The sequence below is a fragment of the Bradyrhizobium sp. UFLA05-125 genome (assembly GCF_059803515.1).
Genome location: NZ_JBANBJ010000124.1, coordinates 1 through 15438, shown reverse-complemented (window position 1 = coordinate 15438; position 15438 = coordinate 1). Strand labels below are relative to the sequence as shown.

Sequence of the window (15438 nt, the reverse complement as noted above, 5' to 3'; positions counted from 1 at the left end):
CCTTTTCACTCTCGCGGGCAACCTTCGGCAAGTCGCCACAGCCTGTGGTTGAATCTTGTTTCCTGACTGAGTATTCCTGAACCTTACCGCCTCCATAGACCACCACCGCTGCAGTTTGGCCGGCAACAGCATTCTGGCGGGCTATTTCCGCCGACACGTCGCAGCTCGAAATCGTGCGACTGTCGGCTATGTCCCGTGGCTCTACAGCTGATCGCATGGCCAGGGAGAGCGATCCGAGATTTTTTGCAACCGCAATCTTCTTGACCTGCTCTGGCGCAAGCTGCAGTGACACAGTTTGTGCGACCTTCGCGGCCGGGGTGTTATTGGCTCCGCCGGTCTGCACAATCTCCTGGTCAATCGCAATGATTCGAACATTTTGCAGAATGGTTTCGCTGAGGGCGCGACGCGCAACATCTGCGTTCGCGGCTACTTGGGTCAGGACAACATCCACATAGTCACCCGGCTTGATCAGTCCCGCGACACCAGATTCCGCGTCAACCTTGATGCTGATGGCACGGGTGCCCGGCTCCAAGACGCTTGCAAGGAAACCCCGATCTCCCCGCAGCAAGACGTTTTCTGATGTGATAGGACTGCCCGCGTCGAGGTTCTTGCGAACCAGAGAACCGAGAAGTCTGTTCCTATCGTCGGTCGTATCGTGGATCGCCCCTGTTGGAACGCTATCCAACGGCTCGGCGCGGAAATCTTCGTCGCGCGTTAAGGTACCAGCCTTCAGCGGACGTGCCGCGACAAGGTACCGAGTGAGGGGCGCTGCCGGCGCCATTTCCGTGGCGTGTACTACCGGGGCCTGTGCATTCGGCAGATTCATGCTGTAGGCAATAAGCCCGAGCGCAGCGGCCGCGAGCAGGAAGACCATTATGATCGAAAGACGCAGAGTAGATGACATGTTCAAAGCCTTTGACTGAAAATGGTCCAAATACCGCCGCACGCAATCGCAACCCCGTAAGGTAGAGGCGCGCGTCGCAAATGGCGCCAACGTTCTATCGCGTAAACGCGGCGCGCCAACGACGATCCCGCTGGCGCGAGCCTGGGATATGGCAGGAGACGCATCATCAGATGCACCACGGCAAGGACGCCGCCGGCCAGAGCGGTGATAGTCAACAACTGAAGCACGCCCATCAATGGGAGGCCAACCGCCAACGCAACCAGCAGTTTGACATCGCCGCCGCCCATCCATCCCCGCTGGTAGATGACTAAGAGCAGCAGAAACAGGATTGTCGCGGCGATCAAGGATTCTACAAGCTGCATCGGGCTGGCAAAATGCCCGGCGATCCCGAGGAGCGCCAGCACCAGACAAATTTCATTTCGGATCAATCGTGTCGCGATATCGATCGTTGCGACATAGAGCAACAAAACAATTTCAAGAAACGACGCCGTGGGAGCAATCCAATCCATGGGAGCAATCCAGTCCATGAAATGCATGCCTGAAATGGAGGCGTGGCATTGGTACATCCATTGCCACGCTCTGAACTCAAAGACCTGTCATAAAATAAAGACGAGTCAGGGCAGTCCAGTCATAGTAGAGGCGATCGCGCCGAAGCCGGTATTCAGTGCTCCGCTGAGGGTGTTAGTACCGGTGCCCGTAAACAGAAGGAGCACGACGGCGCAGACACAAGCGCCGACGATCACGTACTCGAGCGACACCACACCGTCCTTGTCCGTGCCCAGACGCTTCAACGCTCGCGTGGTCTCAACATAATATCTCAACATAGCAAAATCCCTCCTTCGAAAGCGTGACGCGGCATTGGAATATCCATTGCCGCGCGCTGGACTCCGCTTATGGCAGACCAGACATCGTGGTGGCGATCTTGCCGAACCCGGTGTTCAGCGCTCCGCTAAGGGTGTTAGTACCGGTACCAGTAAACAGAAGAAGTACGACGGCGCAGACACAAGCCCCGACGATCACGTACTCGAGCGACACCACGCCGTCCTTGTCCGTGCGCAGACGCTTCAACGCTTCGGTAGCCTTGAAATAATACTTCAACATGAGGGAATATCCTTCTTGCAAGATGAAACGCAACTACTACTGCTCGCTGACAAATCCCTGCCAACTGGGTAAACTTTCTGTTAAAGGGGCCGCTCAGTCAATGTTTACAGGGGCTTAACCTTAACCGTGAGAACCCGGTGTCGCCTGGGGGCAACAACGCAAATTGTTGAGCAATTTCGGCCTTTTCTCTTACGTCAAGCGGCATAGCGACAGCCATGACCGAGTGGTACCCCTAAAGAGTACTGGCGAGTTGTACCGGTTTGTTACGCGGCATCCGCCGGTGGCGGGAGACATATCGGGTGGAGAATGGGCGCGCAGACGCGGGCGCTTGCCATTTGAGCAAGCTGCCGGGGCGGCACGCTGATCGGCTCGGATCCGGAGGAATTGCAAATCGAGCGGTCGCTGCCGCATGGCCAGGTCGCGGCGGCGCTGGGGATGATCTGGTGGTGGCGATGATGGTCGACCGCCTGATCGCACCGCACTCGCAGCTCGGCTTCGTGCAGCGGTGGATGAAGAAACGGCGAGCCCGGACGAGGTCCTGGGCCTGGACAGACGAAGGAGCGCGAGGCTTACGAGGGGCTCGATCGGCTGCTCGAGCGCCAGCTTAGCATCGAAAACGCGGCGGCATCTCGCGGATGGTGCGCCTTGATGATGCAGGCTGCCCGGCGCGACAGCCTGAGCAGCCCGATCCGGATTGCTACTGCGACTTCAGCCAAATCATTATTCGGATTAACGACGCCGAAAGCGAATGCTTGTCCTGGCGCAGATGCTTGCAGTCCGCAAGCCCGGCGGCTGCAACTATAGATCGTATTGGGCTGCAACGGACATCGCCGCTGCACACAAGCTTGACTACGGTTTTTCTTCGTCGCTGAAGGGACGGCTCAGGTCAAGTGGACTCGATCGATCAAACGCCAGCCTAACCACCTACTTGCGGGTTCGATCCCGTAAAAAACTGGCCAAGCTTGGGGATCAGAAAAGATGTATTCGCAGCATAGACGCGATATTCGGGAAAAGCCGCCTGTAGAATCGCTTCTTCATTGATCATACGCCGACATTGAACCATCACAATCGCAATGGCCATCAGCGCGGCAAGCGGAGAAAGCACCTGCAGTGTGATACCGATCAAAGCAACTCCTTCACAGAGGTAGAGCGGATGCCGGACAATTCGATAAGGTCCTTCTGTCACCAAGCGCCTTGCCTCGGCAAAAATGCTAAAGGATTTGCCCAGCCAGCGGAGCACCACGAAAGAAAGCGACGTGCCCACCAGGATTAACGTCGTCGACACGAGCGACCAAACAGGTCCCAGTTCTGCCTTCGGTAGCAAAGCAAGGATCGTGCACAGGAACGTGCCTAGCAAAGCCGAGATCCGCGGCTCGATGCCTTTGGACTTCTGTATCGGCACGAGCCGGGTAATAGTTGTTGCTGCAACCAGACTCAAGAAAAGAACGTTAGCAATTCTGGCCGCGATCATGAGCAGCTTGTGGATGCTGTCCAACGGAAGCAGGCGGGGAATTCCTGCAATGCCAATCACAACAAGCGTGGTAAAGACAACGACGACGCTCGCTCGCGCGGTCCAATCGAGCCACCGATTGACAGTCAATTCAACGGCCGCCCTCTCCGCCTGGGATCGATCGATATCATCGGATTTAATATTCGTCATCGTCTCAATCTCGTGCTCCCAGGTGATCCACAAGCGCTTGGGTTTTGCCTCCGTTCGGCGCCCAGACAGGATAGGTCATCGGTGAACAGCTTCAGGCTGCAGATTAACCTGACGGGAATTTCGTTACTGACCGAGGCTGGGCAAACGATTGGGCGCCTCCTCTGGGGCCCGCATCGTCTCTGCCAGCGCCGCTGTGTCGGATTTGGCCTGGAAGATCCGCTCGCCGATGAAGGGATAAAGCAACTGAGGCACGTAGCGTTGCGGCATCGGCCGATCGAGACCGTAGCTCGTCGGGATTTGCCCTCGCGGCAAATGAAGGCTTCCAAACAACGCGTCCAGGAAGGACAGCTGGCCGGCGAAATTCCGGTCCCTAGCCTCACGTTGGTTACTATGATGCCAATGATGAAACTCCGGCGAAGCAAACAGGAAGCGCAACGGACCAAATCCCAAGCGAACATTGGAGTGAATGAGAACCGCCTGCCACTGATAGAGCAAGGCATAGACTCCAATTGCCCATTCGGAGAAACCCAGTGCGAAGACCGGGATCAGCGAGGCCCCTTTGGTCAAAATCTGATCGACCGGATGGACCCTGGCCGCGGCCAGCCAATCAAGCTCCTCGATACTGTGGTGAATGGAGTGGAATCTCCATAGCCAGGGAACGGCATGGAACATGCGATGGGTCCAATAGAATCCCAAATCGGCAAGGACGATAACGGCCGGGAGTTGCACCCAATAGGGCAAGCCACCGACCATGGCCTGAAAGGATGCCGGAACAATCCATGCGGCGACAAAGATGACCGCCACGATAATGGCTAGCAGACCAAGCTTGATCAGCACACCATTCAAAAACAGGAAGATCAGATCGTTGGCCCAATTGCGACGAAAGAGCTTCTGCGGATGCATGGCGAACAGCCGCTCGAGCGGTATGAACACAAGAATGGTGATAAAAATAACCTTAATACCAAAGGGATCCATGGGGTTCCTCGCTGGGCGTCACCCTATCGCTATTTGCCGATGGCATAAAGAGCAAAGGGACGGCCTGGTTAAGCGGTCCGGGATGTTGACCATCTAATCGACCGACGCGATCAGTAATCTCACTCGGTGCGCCAAGCGCGAACATGAAATGGTGTAGTTCTGGTGGCCGAGGCGTTGTCCTTTGCAAAACCATCTTTGGTGCCCACGATTGAGTAGGCTCGCCGTCCGCTGGACTCATGACAGCCTGCAGCTGCGCGACCGCAGCGCACTTGGCGGCGGGCCATACCATTTGTTCTGCCCGCGAAGGATGGCCGCACCGAGCATCTTTTTCAGCGTCGCGTTCTCTTCCTCCAACGCCTTCAGCCGTTTCGCCGCGGAACGTCAATGCCGCCGAATTTGGCTTTCCAATGGGAGGCCGTCGCTGCGGAGATCCCATGCCTTGCGAGTCAGGTCAGCCGTGCTAGGCCCGAACTCATGCTCCTCCAATATAGCGATAATCTTCCTTTCCCTGAACCTTGCTCGCTGCACCTGTTCGTCCTTCTTCGGGCGGACTCTAACTACTTCCCGAGGAATCACTCAGTAGCTGTCAGGCTCAATGCGATCGAAGGCGTTTTCGCCAACTTCATTCGCCGTGCCTCGAACGCCGCTCCTTCGATCACTTGCAAGTCGCTACCATTCAAGCGTTAGAGTCGAATCTGCTGGACGAGCCTTCAGGCTGACCAACTAATCGCGGCGGCGCTGGTCTAGCTCATTTCGCCTCACGAATAGCTCGGAAATATCGTCAGAATAGACGCCGACCCACTCCGATGAAGCTCGAAATTCCTGAGACTCCGTAGAGTTTGGCGCGACGAGACCAATTGAGACGCGGTACTTATCCAAGTATCGAATAAATTCATGAGGGCGTGTTGCGACAATGGTCCAATTTTCATCCATAAAGCCATCATCGAACACATTTCTGCCGTCGACAAAGGTAGGAAGTCCTCTAAAAATCAAGTATCCGCCCAAGTTGTACGAGTTATAGATATTTCCATTTAAATTGTGCTCGAAAATGTAGTCGACAGCACCCTTTGGAGAAATCTCCCTAAATCGCGGGCGCTCAACAACATTACCAAAGATGCCAATTCCAAGGATCATGATCGCGATTAATCCATAAGCCCCGTAGAGACCGCGCCTCCCTAGATGAGACGTTGTCGTGAAGAATTGTGGGCGAGTCGCAATTTGCTCAGAGAGGCGCAAAAATCGAAATTGCTTTGTTAACGGGGTTGCGAGCAGTAGAGGCGCAAGCAAATTGAATAAGAAGATGAATCTCACTGCGGTGAGCATATACGCTGCGATTGATATCAATATTGTTAGTCTACAAAACCGAATTTTGACCCCGTTCAGCAAAGCGAAAAATAGGAGTGCTAGAACAGCGAACAGTGTAATCGGCGCCGTCTCGAAGCTTACGGCTCGCCACTCGTTAATGTAAGGTTTGGCTTCATGTGCCCCGATGAGCTGAAAGTCCATCAGGAACGGGCGCGCGCCGTAGGGCGTGACGCACGCGGCGCCGACCGCGGCGACAAAGAAGACAGCCCATCGTCGGGCTGCTAATAGACGCTCACTCCCTGGAGCTTCGAATAGGGCTTCTGCAGCGAGCGCGAATGTCAGGGCAAGCCCCGCCACAAAGCTGCCATGGACGTTCGCCCACAGCGTCATGACCGGGAGCAGCATCAAGCTCGGCGTAGTCTTGGTGTCGACAGCTCTCACTAGCGCCGCGACCCAGACCACCATCAGGCCATCAGCAAATATCTGCGGGCGAGCATGCAAGTGGTTGACCGACAGCACAAGCGCCACTATTGCCACCACGACTGCAACCGTGAGCCGCATGGTGCGCGCTAGCATAAGGAAAAGCAGCGCGTAGGCGAGCGCCACAGCTCCGCCGGTAATGATGGCGACTCCGCGGAAGCCTGAAAGACTATACGCGCCGTAAAAGAGAAGATCGCTCAGCCAGTCTCTCGCTATCCAGGGATGCCCACGAAAGGTATGCGAGAATACGTCGACCTGAGGAAACGATCCGCTTTCCCAAATCTTGCGCCCAGTTGCTATGTGCCAATACAGGTCCGGATCTAATAGAAGCCGATCAGCAGGAAGAAGCACGATGTACAAGAGTAAAAGAAGCGCGACCAGCAGCACAAATATGAACCATGTCGCCCGCTGAACGTCTTGATCGCTGGCGCGCGGCCTTTCAGGCTTCTCGCTGACCGTAGCCGGAGCGACGGCATATCCGGCGCCGGACCTAGCCAAATCATCGAGATGGCTCATGCTCCCCTCTGCTCCTTCGCATTCCCGGGAATCTGCGAGCATATTGTAGCAATCGTCAGAGAATTTAGAAGGTTCTAAGCGAAGCTTGTCAGAGCCTCATTTGGGATCTGCGTACGAATCCCCCTCGCCGGCCATTAGCTATCGCTATTTATCGATCGCATAGAGAGTGAACCGTCGGCCGTGCATCATACTGGTTAAGCCGTCCGGGATGGTAGCGGGCTGATCTCCGACAATGTAGAGGTAATCATAATCGGTGCGCCAGGCGCGAACATGCGATGGGACCGTTCCGCCGGCCGAAGCGCTGTTCAACTGCGAAATCGTTGCCGGCAGGTAATCAAGCGCGTCTTCGATTTCGAATGCCGATTTCGAAGCCGATTTCTTGACGGGTTGCTGACCAGACAGCGTGTATAGCGACGGCACGAACGCAGTTGCATAGTGTACTGCCAAGGTTGGGGCATAGAACATCGGTGCGTTTATGCGGCCGACTTCAACATCGCTGCGCGCGACCAGAATTGTTGAATTGGCACGAAGTAGCCGAAACGACGCGATGATCTCGGCGTAGTCAGAACGGTATGCGGACCAAATCGAGGCTACGTTCGCTGCATTAATCAGTATGATGCTTACAGCCACGAGCGCGGCCACTGATCGAACAGCGGCTGACGGCCAGCGCACCGTTAAGAACGCCGGCAGGATTAACATTATTGCAGGAATGAGACGAACGTCAGCATATGCACCGCCGAACAGACGGGCCGGCATCAACAGGTACACAACGAGAAACCCGGATCCGATAAAAACCGCCGGTCGGGTCAAGCCGAATATTCGATTGTAGCCTAAGAATACCAACAGCCCGGCAATCGAAACCCCAAGCGCGATCGAAAGAAAGATGTTGTAGCAGTTCATGACCAGCAATGGCCACATCAGCTTCAATCCGAACCACCATGTAACTACTGGCCGCTCAGGCGCGCCGCCCGACCACATCAAAAACAGGTACGCAGTGAGCGCCGGGAGCGCCATCGCGCTGAAGGTTCGAGCGGCGTGGCGATATCCGCGAACTTGGCTAGCTTCATAGCAGCCAATCGTCAACCCATAGACACCGAGTGCGAACAAGTGAGCGAAGAATAACACGATGAAAAAGCAGGTATGTAACACGACCAAAAAAAGCCAAGGCCCTTCGCGAAAGTAAATCCAAAACACGATGGCCCAGAGTGCGATGCCACAACCAAACTCCCAATTCGTCAGCCCCCAAAGAAACGGCAAACTGTAAAGTGAGATCAGTGCGGCGAAGCCCGATAAATGATGTCGCCCACGAACCTTTAGCTCCAGCGCTATCGCGCCACTAACCACCAACGTTTGACTTGCAAGCAGGAAAAGGCGCGCGGCCATATCGACGCTTACGAACCGCGCCACCACTGGTACTATGAGGTCGACCGCGAGATTCGGATAGGGCCGCCAATCTAACTCATAAGCTGGGTTCGGGCGGCCCGCGGCAGCGTCCACGAGAAGATGCATCCGAGCGAGGTGGTTTACATAATCGATCATCGCTGGAATTTCGACCGACAGCACAGGGACCACCGACGCGGCAAATAGCAGACCAACGAGGATCAGACTTCGCTGACATATTGGTTCGCGTGGCATAAACGGTTCGCCTCTCATCCGCGTGGATCGCGTTCACTTTACTTATCGATTGATTAAGCCTGACGACCTAGCTTGAGGATACAGCAGCGTTGCGAATTTCACCGGATGGCGAAAGTCGACTCCCTTGGGGAATGGATCAGCTGGAAACCTTAATTCCTAGTTTTTTTATTTGTGGCGTGGGGGTTATTATAATCAGTACTGCAACTGTCTAGACTAGCAGGACGCAAAAACCGGGCAGATGAACCCAATATTAATTGTATAGCGAAGGCGCACTTCGCCTAGCTGAACCGATTGTTCTGCACCCGGAGCCATCGTCACCGTTCGGCGAAGATATTTTAATAAACTTCTTTAACTGGCGAACATCGAAGGAATTACCGCACGTTTGTTGGACATAGGTTCTGCTTGCAGGAGATAGGCCCGCTATGATTGTCCAGAGGCCTTTGTTCACAGAGGCAAAGGCCGGCTTCGTCCTTCCGGCGTGGTTTTGGCTCGGGGCTGGTGTCTACGCGCTCCTCTTGGTCAACGGCAGCTCTCTTCTGAGAGACTCCGATACCTATTGGCATATCGCGGTGGGGAAATGGATCCTCGATCATAGCAGCTTTCCGCGTGTCGATATTTATTCCTTTTCGAAAGCAGGCGGCCCGTGGATCTCAACTTCCTGGCTGGCACAAGTTCTCTATGCCGGCAGTTACGAGATAGCCGGCTGGGCCGGGCCGATCATCCTCGCTTCGACCTGTATCGCCGGAACTTTCGCCTTTCTAACCTTCATTCTCGGCCGGCGCATTCGTTCGACCCTTGCAATCATAGTTGCGCTGGTAGCTTTGGCGGTTTCGGCGTCTCATCTTCTGGCCCGCCCACATGTAGTTGCGTTGCCGGTCATGCTTGCCTGGGTAAGCGGACTTTTGGGCGCAAGCGAAAGAGGCGAACCACCGTCGTTCTGGCTTTTGCCACTAATGGCGCTGTGGGCAAATCTTCATGGAGGATTTGTTTTCGGGCTCGCATTAATTATGCCCTTCGCATTTGACGCCTTGTGGAATGCGGCGGCTTCACAACGAGTGTCATTGGCGCTGCATTGGATCTTTTTTGGAGCGTGCGCATTTGCCGTCGGTTGCGCAACCCCTTACGGTTGGGGGGCGATCCTCGCGGCACGCAACATTTTGGCACTCGGGGAATTGCTGAATCTGATTTCCGAATGGAGCCCGGCGGATTTCAGCCATTTCAGCATACTTGAAGCGTCTATATTGGCTTTGATAGCGGGTTGGCTTTATTCCGGCCTAAAGCTTTCGCCGCCACGAATTCTATTGGTGCTGGGGTTGCTTCACATGGCCCTTTCCCATGTTCGAAACGCCGACATCTTCGCCCTACTGATGCCGTTAGTGGTGCTGACGCCGGTGTCATCGCAACTGGGCTTGCAAACGGATCGAACCGGCAAGATGATTTTCCCAACGGTTCCGGCTGTCATGTTGGTCGCGGCTTTCGGTGTGTTGACATGGGTGTTTGCGGCCAATCACAGGTTTTCGCCGCCTCTCATCCATTCGCCTGCGGCTGCCGTCGAAGTACTCAAGCTCAGAGGTGCCAAGCGCGTCCTCAACGACTATCCGTTCGGCGGCTACCTGATCTGGCAACAAATTCCGGTCTTCATCGATAGTCGGGCCGAGTTATATGGCGAACAATTCGTCATGGCTTATTTCCAAGCGCTGCAGCTTAAGGACGTGAACCAGTTCCTAAGCTTACTTAAAGAGTACGAGATTGATGCAGTGCTCTTGATGCCGGCAACACCAGCGGCAGGTCTGCTTGATCATTTAGGTGGCTGGCAGCGCGTCTACTCAGATGAGACCGCTGTCGTGCATATGCGCGACGCGGGAAATGCAGGAAAGACGGAGCTTTTTAGATGATTAACTCATTCCGCGATCGTCAGCTCGTTCATTCTTGCGCTTTAGAATCGGGTCCGTCCGGGCTAACTGTAGTTGCGTCTCACGAACGATACTATCTCCTGATTAACTTCTCCGTCGCCGCAATTGTTGTTGTCGCGATCTGTCCAGTACTGTTGGTCGCTCTTCCGGCGATGATGGACTATCCTTTCCACGTGGCCCGCATGTATGTGCTCACTGCAGCGGGCACGCCAGATGCCAACCCTTTCTACGAGATTAGTAAAACACTCTACTCCAACCTCGCTATGGATCTTCTTGTTCCCCCGCTGGCGCGGATTATCGGCGTCGAAGCGGCCAGCAAAGTCTTCCTGATTGCGTGCCAACTTCTGATCGTGAGCGGCGCGATTGCGCTCGAACTGGCAGTGAAGCGGCGGCATGAAATTTCAGGGCTCGCTGCAGTGATGTTGCTATATTCCTTCCCATTCGCGTGGGGATTTATCAATTTCCAGTTTGGCCTTGGGGTCGCTCTATGGGGGCTGGCTGTTTGGGAATTGATGCGTGGTCGCCCCGCCGCTGTGCAACTGATCGCGCATTCACTTTTCGTCACAGTGCTCTATGTTGCGCATCTGTTTGCGCTGGGGCTCTACGCGGCAACGCTCGGTTTTCTTGTACTCTCGCGCTTCAACTGGCGGCGCTCCGGCATTGTGCAACTTGCCATCTTGTGCGCACCCATGCTGGGTGTCTTTGCAGCCTTTCTCGCGTCACCCACACATGTAGGAAACGGCCCTACCGAGTGGAGTATCTCGAAGTTATTGCCGATCTTTGGACTCCTCAACGGCAACAACGCGGAACTAGCCGCGGTTGAGGCTGCTGCGTTGATCCTACTCTGCTACGTTTTGTTCCGTACCGGAAGGCTGTCCTTGTGCCGCTCAGGTCTCTGGCTTGCAGTTGGCTTCGCGCTGTTATTCCTTGTGATGCCCTTCCGCTTGCTCGGGGTATGGGCTGTCGATGTTCGCGTGCTGGTCGCCGCCCTTCTGATTCTTCCGGCTTACACCACGATCTCGATGACAGGGCGTGTTGCTGCCCTGGCGGTCGCGGTTCCAATCGGCATCGCGCTCATTAATGTAGCGGTTACCACGGCCGCCTGGTTCAGCTATCAAGATGATTACGCAAAAATCAAAGCATCGTTCACACTGCTCGACCGTCCGTCTCGCATTCTGGTCGGGCGCAGCACTGATGCACCGCTAGGATTGCCTCTATCGCCGATGGATCACGCCCCAACTCTCGCCGCATCGGCTAAGGCAATGGTGACGACACTCTCGGCGCTGCCAGGAGTAGTGTCGATCAATGTTGTTAAAGAACACCGAAACGAGGCAGTCGCTGACGCTCTCTACTTCGTCCCCGTGCCGCTCCCGATACTTGTGCCCCTTGCGACCGGCACCGACGACCCACGCGTGCCACGATTCCTGCGCCATTGGACGAGCGAGTTTGACTATCTCTATCTGGTGGGACCGCACACCGCAAATCCCCTCCCCGGTCAGATTGAGGAACTTACTGGTGGAAAGTTATTCACCATGTACCGGATCAGCCCGATTCAAAAGCCGTGACGGTCTTCAACGCTTCTGTGATGACAGCCTCGGGCGATGATGCAATGGGTCATTTTTTCCTCAGCCGTTGCGCTCGACGAAGTTGGCCTGATTGGCAGCTTCGCTGCTTAACTACGATGTGGGATCATTAACATGTGCCCGCGAAAGCGGGCAGGGCTTCACCCCTATTTGCAATCACATGGTCGAGGATCGGCGCAGCTACCGCACAGGAAAATAATGCTGGGAAATGGGATACACGACGGAGCTTTTTAGATGATTAATTCATTCCGCGATCGTCAGCTCGTTCATTCTTGCGCTTTAGAATCGGGTCCGTCCGGGCTAACTGTAGTTGCGCCTCACGAACGATACTATCTCCTGATTAACTTCTCCGTCGCCGCAATTGTTGTTGTCGCGATCTGTCCAGTACTGTTGGTCGCTCTTCCGGCGATGATGGACTATCCCTTCCACGTGGCCCGCATGTATGTGCTCACTGCAGCGGGCACGCCAGACGCCAACCCTTTCTACGAGATTAGTAAAACACTCTACTCCAACCTCGCTATGGATCTTCTTGTTCCCCCGCTGGCGCGGATTATCGGCGTCGAAGCGGCCAGCAAAGTCTTCCTGATTGCGTGCCAACTTCTGATCGTGAGCGGCGCGATTGCGCTCGAGCTGGCAGTGAAGCGGCGGCATGAAATTTCAGGGCTCGCTGCAGTGATGTTGCTATATTCCTTCCCATTCGCGTGGGGATTTATCAATTTCCAGTTTGGCCTTGGGGTCGCTCTATGGGGGCTGGCTGTTTGGGAATTGATGCGTGGTCGCCCCGCCGCTGTGCAACTGATCGCGCATTCACTTTTCGTCACAGTGCTCTATGTTGCGCATCTGTTTGCGCTGGGGCTCTACGCGGCAACGCTCGGTTTTCTTGTACTCTCGCGCTTCAACTGGCGGCGCTCCGGCATTGTGCAACTCGCCATCTTGTGCGCGCCCATGCTGGGTGTCTTTGCAGCCTTTCTCGCGTCACCCACACATGTAGGAAACGGCCCTACCGAGTGGAATGTCTCGAAGTTATTGTCGATCTTTGGACTCCTCAACGGCAACAACGCAGAACTAGCCGCGGTTGAGGCTGCTGCGTTGATCCTACTCTGCTACGTTTTGTTCCGCACCGGAAGGCTGTCCTTGTGCCGCTCAGGTCTCTGGCTTGCAGTTGGCTTCGCGCTGTTATTCCTTGTGATGCCCTTCCGCTTGCTCGGGGTATCGGGTGTCGATTTTCGCGTGCTGGTCGCCGCCCTTCTGATTCTTCCGGCTTACACCACGATCTCGATGACAGGGCGTGTTGCTGCCCTGGCGGTCGCGGTTCCAATCGGCATCGCGCTCATTAATGTAGCGGTTACCACGGCCGTCTGGTTCAGCTATCAAGATGATTACGCAAAAATCAAAGCATCGTTCACACTGCTCGACCGTCCGTCTCGCATTCTGGTCGGGCGCAGCACTGATGCACCGGTAGGATTGCTTCTATCGCCGATGGATCACGCCCCAACTCTCGCCGCATCGGCTAAGGCAATGGTGACGACACTCATGGCGCTGCCAGGAGTAGTGTCGATCAATGTTGTTAAAGAACACCGAAACGAGGCAGTCGCTGACGCTCTCTACTTCGTCCCCGTGCCGCTCCCGATACTTGTGCCCCTTGCAACCGGCACCGACGACCCACGCGTGCCACGATTCCTGCGCCATTGGACGAGCGAGTTTGACTATCTCTATCTGGTGGGACCGCACACCGCAAACCCCCTTCCCGGTCGGATTGAGGAACTTACTGGTGGAACGTTATTCACCATGTACCGGATCAACCCGGTTCAAAAGCCGTGACGGTGTTCAACGCTTCTGTGATGCCGGTGACCTGTTCCCATCAAATTAGCCCAATCTGAACTGGAAGCCTTTGTCTTGAAGCAGGCTGAGGACGGCCCGCCTGGCTGTTGCGGAGGCCTGCCGCAAGGCTGGATCAGCCGGGCGACCTGTTTCAATTGGAAGAAGAAGTATGCGGGCCAGACGCCCTCGGAGATGAAGCGGCCGCGCAAGCTTGACGAGGAAAATGCCAAGCTGAAGCGGATTGTCGCCGCCCCGTCCTTGGACAAGGCCATGCTTCAGGATGTGCCATCAAAAAGCTCTGAGGCCCGGCCGGAAGCGGGAGCTCTTCGACAAGGTTCGCAGCGATTGGAAGGTCTCGATCAGGCGGGCCTGTTCGACGCTTCGGATCGAGCGAGCACTTTGCGTCTACAAGTCGAAGCGTGGCGACCAGGCCGACCAACGACGATCCGCGTCGACCAAGGATCGGAATTGATCCTCGGCATCTGGGCTTATCAAAAAGGGTCACCTTGGACTTCTTGCGGCCAGGCAAGTCGACCAAGTTGAATAATCTCGAAGTGTCTCATGCAACAAAAGGAATCTGCCGCGCCAACTGCCAGAGTCTGAGCGCCACTTTATAAGAGCCCGCCGCAACGTTACGAGATCTGCGCTCGGCCTTTAGGTGGGATTCTTCTGGCTACGACCGCTAATGTCGTTGCAAATGGTCTCATCCCTCTTGAAAGCTTTCCGCAAATCAAATTTGCCATCACTCGCGACTAGGCTAAATGATCTTTCAATGGCAGATTCAAATAGGATACGTTCGGGAGGAGCTGGATCCCGTATCGCTGGAAAATAGGTTTGCCAGTTATTTATCATTGCGTGATCAAAGACAACCCAACCGGCTGCGTGAATAACAGCTCTACATTCCTCTTCAAATTGATTTGCGGTTGTATAGTTGGGAATAAAGATATCTGACCTTGAAGGATGCCCACGAGCCGTGAGAAACGCCAAGACCGGATCATAAGGATAATAAAACACAGTACTGTCGATAGGCAGGTCAGCGACGCGACGAATGATTAGCCTTACATCTTCGCGTAACACTTTCGCCCTGCCGCGGGGCGTCTCAATAGTTGGTAATTGCAACACCAAGTAACTATTTATCAGAAGGACTGCAGTCGACAGCGCCATTGCAAGAACGAGCGCCGCTATAGTCGCAAACCGAATCGGCCTGAAAACGGCAACAAAAGGTCGGCCCGAATACAAAATTAATGGAAGCGCCAAGGGTGCTGCGAATGTGATATGAACAATGTCCGGCCGCACCAACAATCCGACAAATGCGGCCAACGCAAATGCCACGCATACGTGCAACGTCCGGTCGCGGATCGCAGCGGGCCAATCACGCGCAAAGTGAACCATCGCCAGCAACGCCGCGACCGGAAACGTAAAGTTCAGTGGCATGTTTTGAGCGTCGGCCGCAAAGCCATAGGGCACACTCTGAATATTGCCATAATGTAGCGCGGGGTAGACAATAACGCAGTTAAAGGCCGGACCGAGCCCGCCTTGAAAGGC

12 protein-coding genes and 1 pseudogene are annotated in these 15438 nt (G+C 55.1%); 4 read left to right on the top strand and 9 right to left on the bottom strand.

Annotated features, from left to right (window positions below; all coding sequences use genetic code 11):
* The 8 genes from cpaB to SO156_RS44300 form a co-directional block, all read right to left on the bottom strand.
* Nucleotides 1–904, bottom strand: a 904-nt coding sequence (gene cpaB / locus SO156_RS44335; RefSeq protein ID WP_498539239.1) for a Flp pilus assembly protein CpaB, incomplete at its 3' end; no start/stop codon positions are given.
* Between the two features lie 2 nt (nt 905–906).
* The gene (locus SO156_RS44330) at nt 907–1413 is read right to left on the bottom strand and encodes an A24 family peptidase (protein WP_498539238.1); all 507 of its coding nucleotides are present in this window, start codon (nt 1411–1413) and stop codon (nt 907–909) included.
* 105 nt (nt 1414–1518) lie between these two features.
* Nucleotides 1519–1728 carry a Flp family type IVb pilin gene (locus SO156_RS44325; RefSeq protein ID WP_498539237.1) on the bottom strand — a complete coding sequence of 70 codons (210 nt, stop codon included), beginning with the start codon at nt 1726–1728 and terminating at the stop codon, nt 1519–1521.
* Between the two features lie 67 nt (nt 1729–1795).
* Nucleotides 1796–2005 (bottom strand): Flp family type IVb pilin, encoded by a 210-nt coding sequence (locus SO156_RS44320; protein WP_456802273.1) that lies wholly within the window; start codon nt 2003–2005, stop codon nt 1796–1798.
* A gap of 916 nt (nt 2006–2921) precedes the next feature.
* The gene (locus SO156_RS44315) at nt 2922–3665 is read right to left on the bottom strand and encodes a methyltransferase (RefSeq protein ID WP_498539236.1); all 744 of its coding nucleotides are present in this window, start codon (nt 3663–3665) and stop codon (nt 2922–2924) included.
* Between the two features lie 123 nt (nt 3666–3788).
* Entirely contained in the window at nt 3789–4640 is an 852-nt protein-coding gene (locus tag SO156_RS44310) for a sterol desaturase family protein (RefSeq protein WP_498539235.1), read from the bottom strand.
* A 723-nt stretch (nt 4641–5363) separates the two neighbouring features.
* Nucleotides 5364–6941: a hypothetical protein gene (locus tag SO156_RS44305; RefSeq protein WP_498539234.1), complete on the bottom strand. Its 1578-nt coding sequence runs from the start codon at nt 6939–6941 to the stop codon at nt 5364–5366.
* A gap of 144 nt (nt 6942–7085) precedes the next feature.
* Nucleotides 7086–8504 carry a hypothetical protein gene (locus tag SO156_RS44300; RefSeq protein ID WP_498539233.1) on the bottom strand — a complete coding sequence of 473 codons (1419 nt, stop codon included), beginning with the start codon at nt 8502–8504 and terminating at the stop codon, nt 7086–7088.
* Between the two features lie 494 nt (nt 8505–8998).
* Here SO156_RS44300 and SO156_RS44295 point away from each other — a divergent pair, with 494 nt between their 5' ends.
* The 4 genes and pseudogenes from SO156_RS44295 to SO156_RS44280 all read left to right on the top strand — a co-directional run.
* Nucleotides 8999–10471, top strand: a complete 1473-nt coding sequence (locus SO156_RS44295; protein ID WP_498539232.1) for a hypothetical protein — start codon at nt 8999–9001, stop codon at nt 10469–10471.
* A complete protein-coding gene (locus SO156_RS44290) occupies nt 10468–12054 on the top strand; it encodes a hypothetical protein (RefSeq protein WP_498539231.1) in 1587 nt (528 codons plus the stop codon). Before SO156_RS44295 ends, SO156_RS44290 begins: the two co-directional genes overlap by 4 nt.
* Nucleotides 12055–12306: 252 nt before the next feature.
* A complete protein-coding gene (locus SO156_RS44285; RefSeq protein ID WP_498539230.1) occupies nt 12307–13893 on the top strand; it encodes a hypothetical protein in 1587 nt (528 codons plus the stop codon).
* Nucleotides 13894–13932: 39 nt separating this feature from the next.
* Nucleotides 13933–14326 (top strand): annotated as a pseudogene (locus tag SO156_RS44280) (transposase); the annotation flags it as partial.
* 221 nt (nt 14327–14547) lie between these two features.
* Here SO156_RS44280 and SO156_RS44275 read toward each other — a convergent pair.
* Nucleotides 14548–15438: hypothetical protein (locus SO156_RS44275; RefSeq protein WP_498539229.1), on the bottom strand; the 891-nt coding region annotated here is incomplete at its 5' end.

Coding starts and splice junctions, on each gene's coding strand:
- SO156_RS44320 (WP_456802273.1), bottom strand. CDS start 2,005: ATGTTGAAGTATTATTTCAAGGCTACCGAAGCGTTGAAGCGTCTGCGC.
- SO156_RS44285 (WP_498539230.1), top strand. CDS start 12,307: ATGATTAATTCATTCCGCGATCGTCAGCTCGTTCATTCTTGCGCTTTA.
- SO156_RS44290 (WP_498539231.1), top strand. CDS start 10,468: ATGATTAACTCATTCCGCGATCGTCAGCTCGTTCATTCTTGCGCTTTA.
- SO156_RS44330 (WP_498539238.1), bottom strand. CDS start 1,413: ATGGATTGGATTGCTCCCACGGCGTCGTTTCTTGAAATTGTTTTGTTG.
- SO156_RS44315 (WP_498539236.1), bottom strand. CDS start 3,665: ATGACGAATATTAAATCCGATGATATCGATCGATCCCAGGCGGAGAGG.
- SO156_RS44305 (WP_498539234.1), bottom strand. CDS start 6,941: ATGAGCCATCTCGATGATTTGGCTAGGTCCGGCGCCGGATATGCCGTC.
- SO156_RS44295 (WP_498539232.1), top strand. CDS start 8,999: ATGATTGTCCAGAGGCCTTTGTTCACAGAGGCAAAGGCCGGCTTCGTC.
- SO156_RS44310 (WP_498539235.1), bottom strand. CDS start 4,640: ATGGATCCCTTTGGTATTAAGGTTATTTTTATCACCATTCTTGTGTTC.
- SO156_RS44325 (WP_498539237.1), bottom strand. CDS start 1,728: ATGTTGAGATATTATGTTGAGACCACGCGAGCGTTGAAGCGTCTGGGC.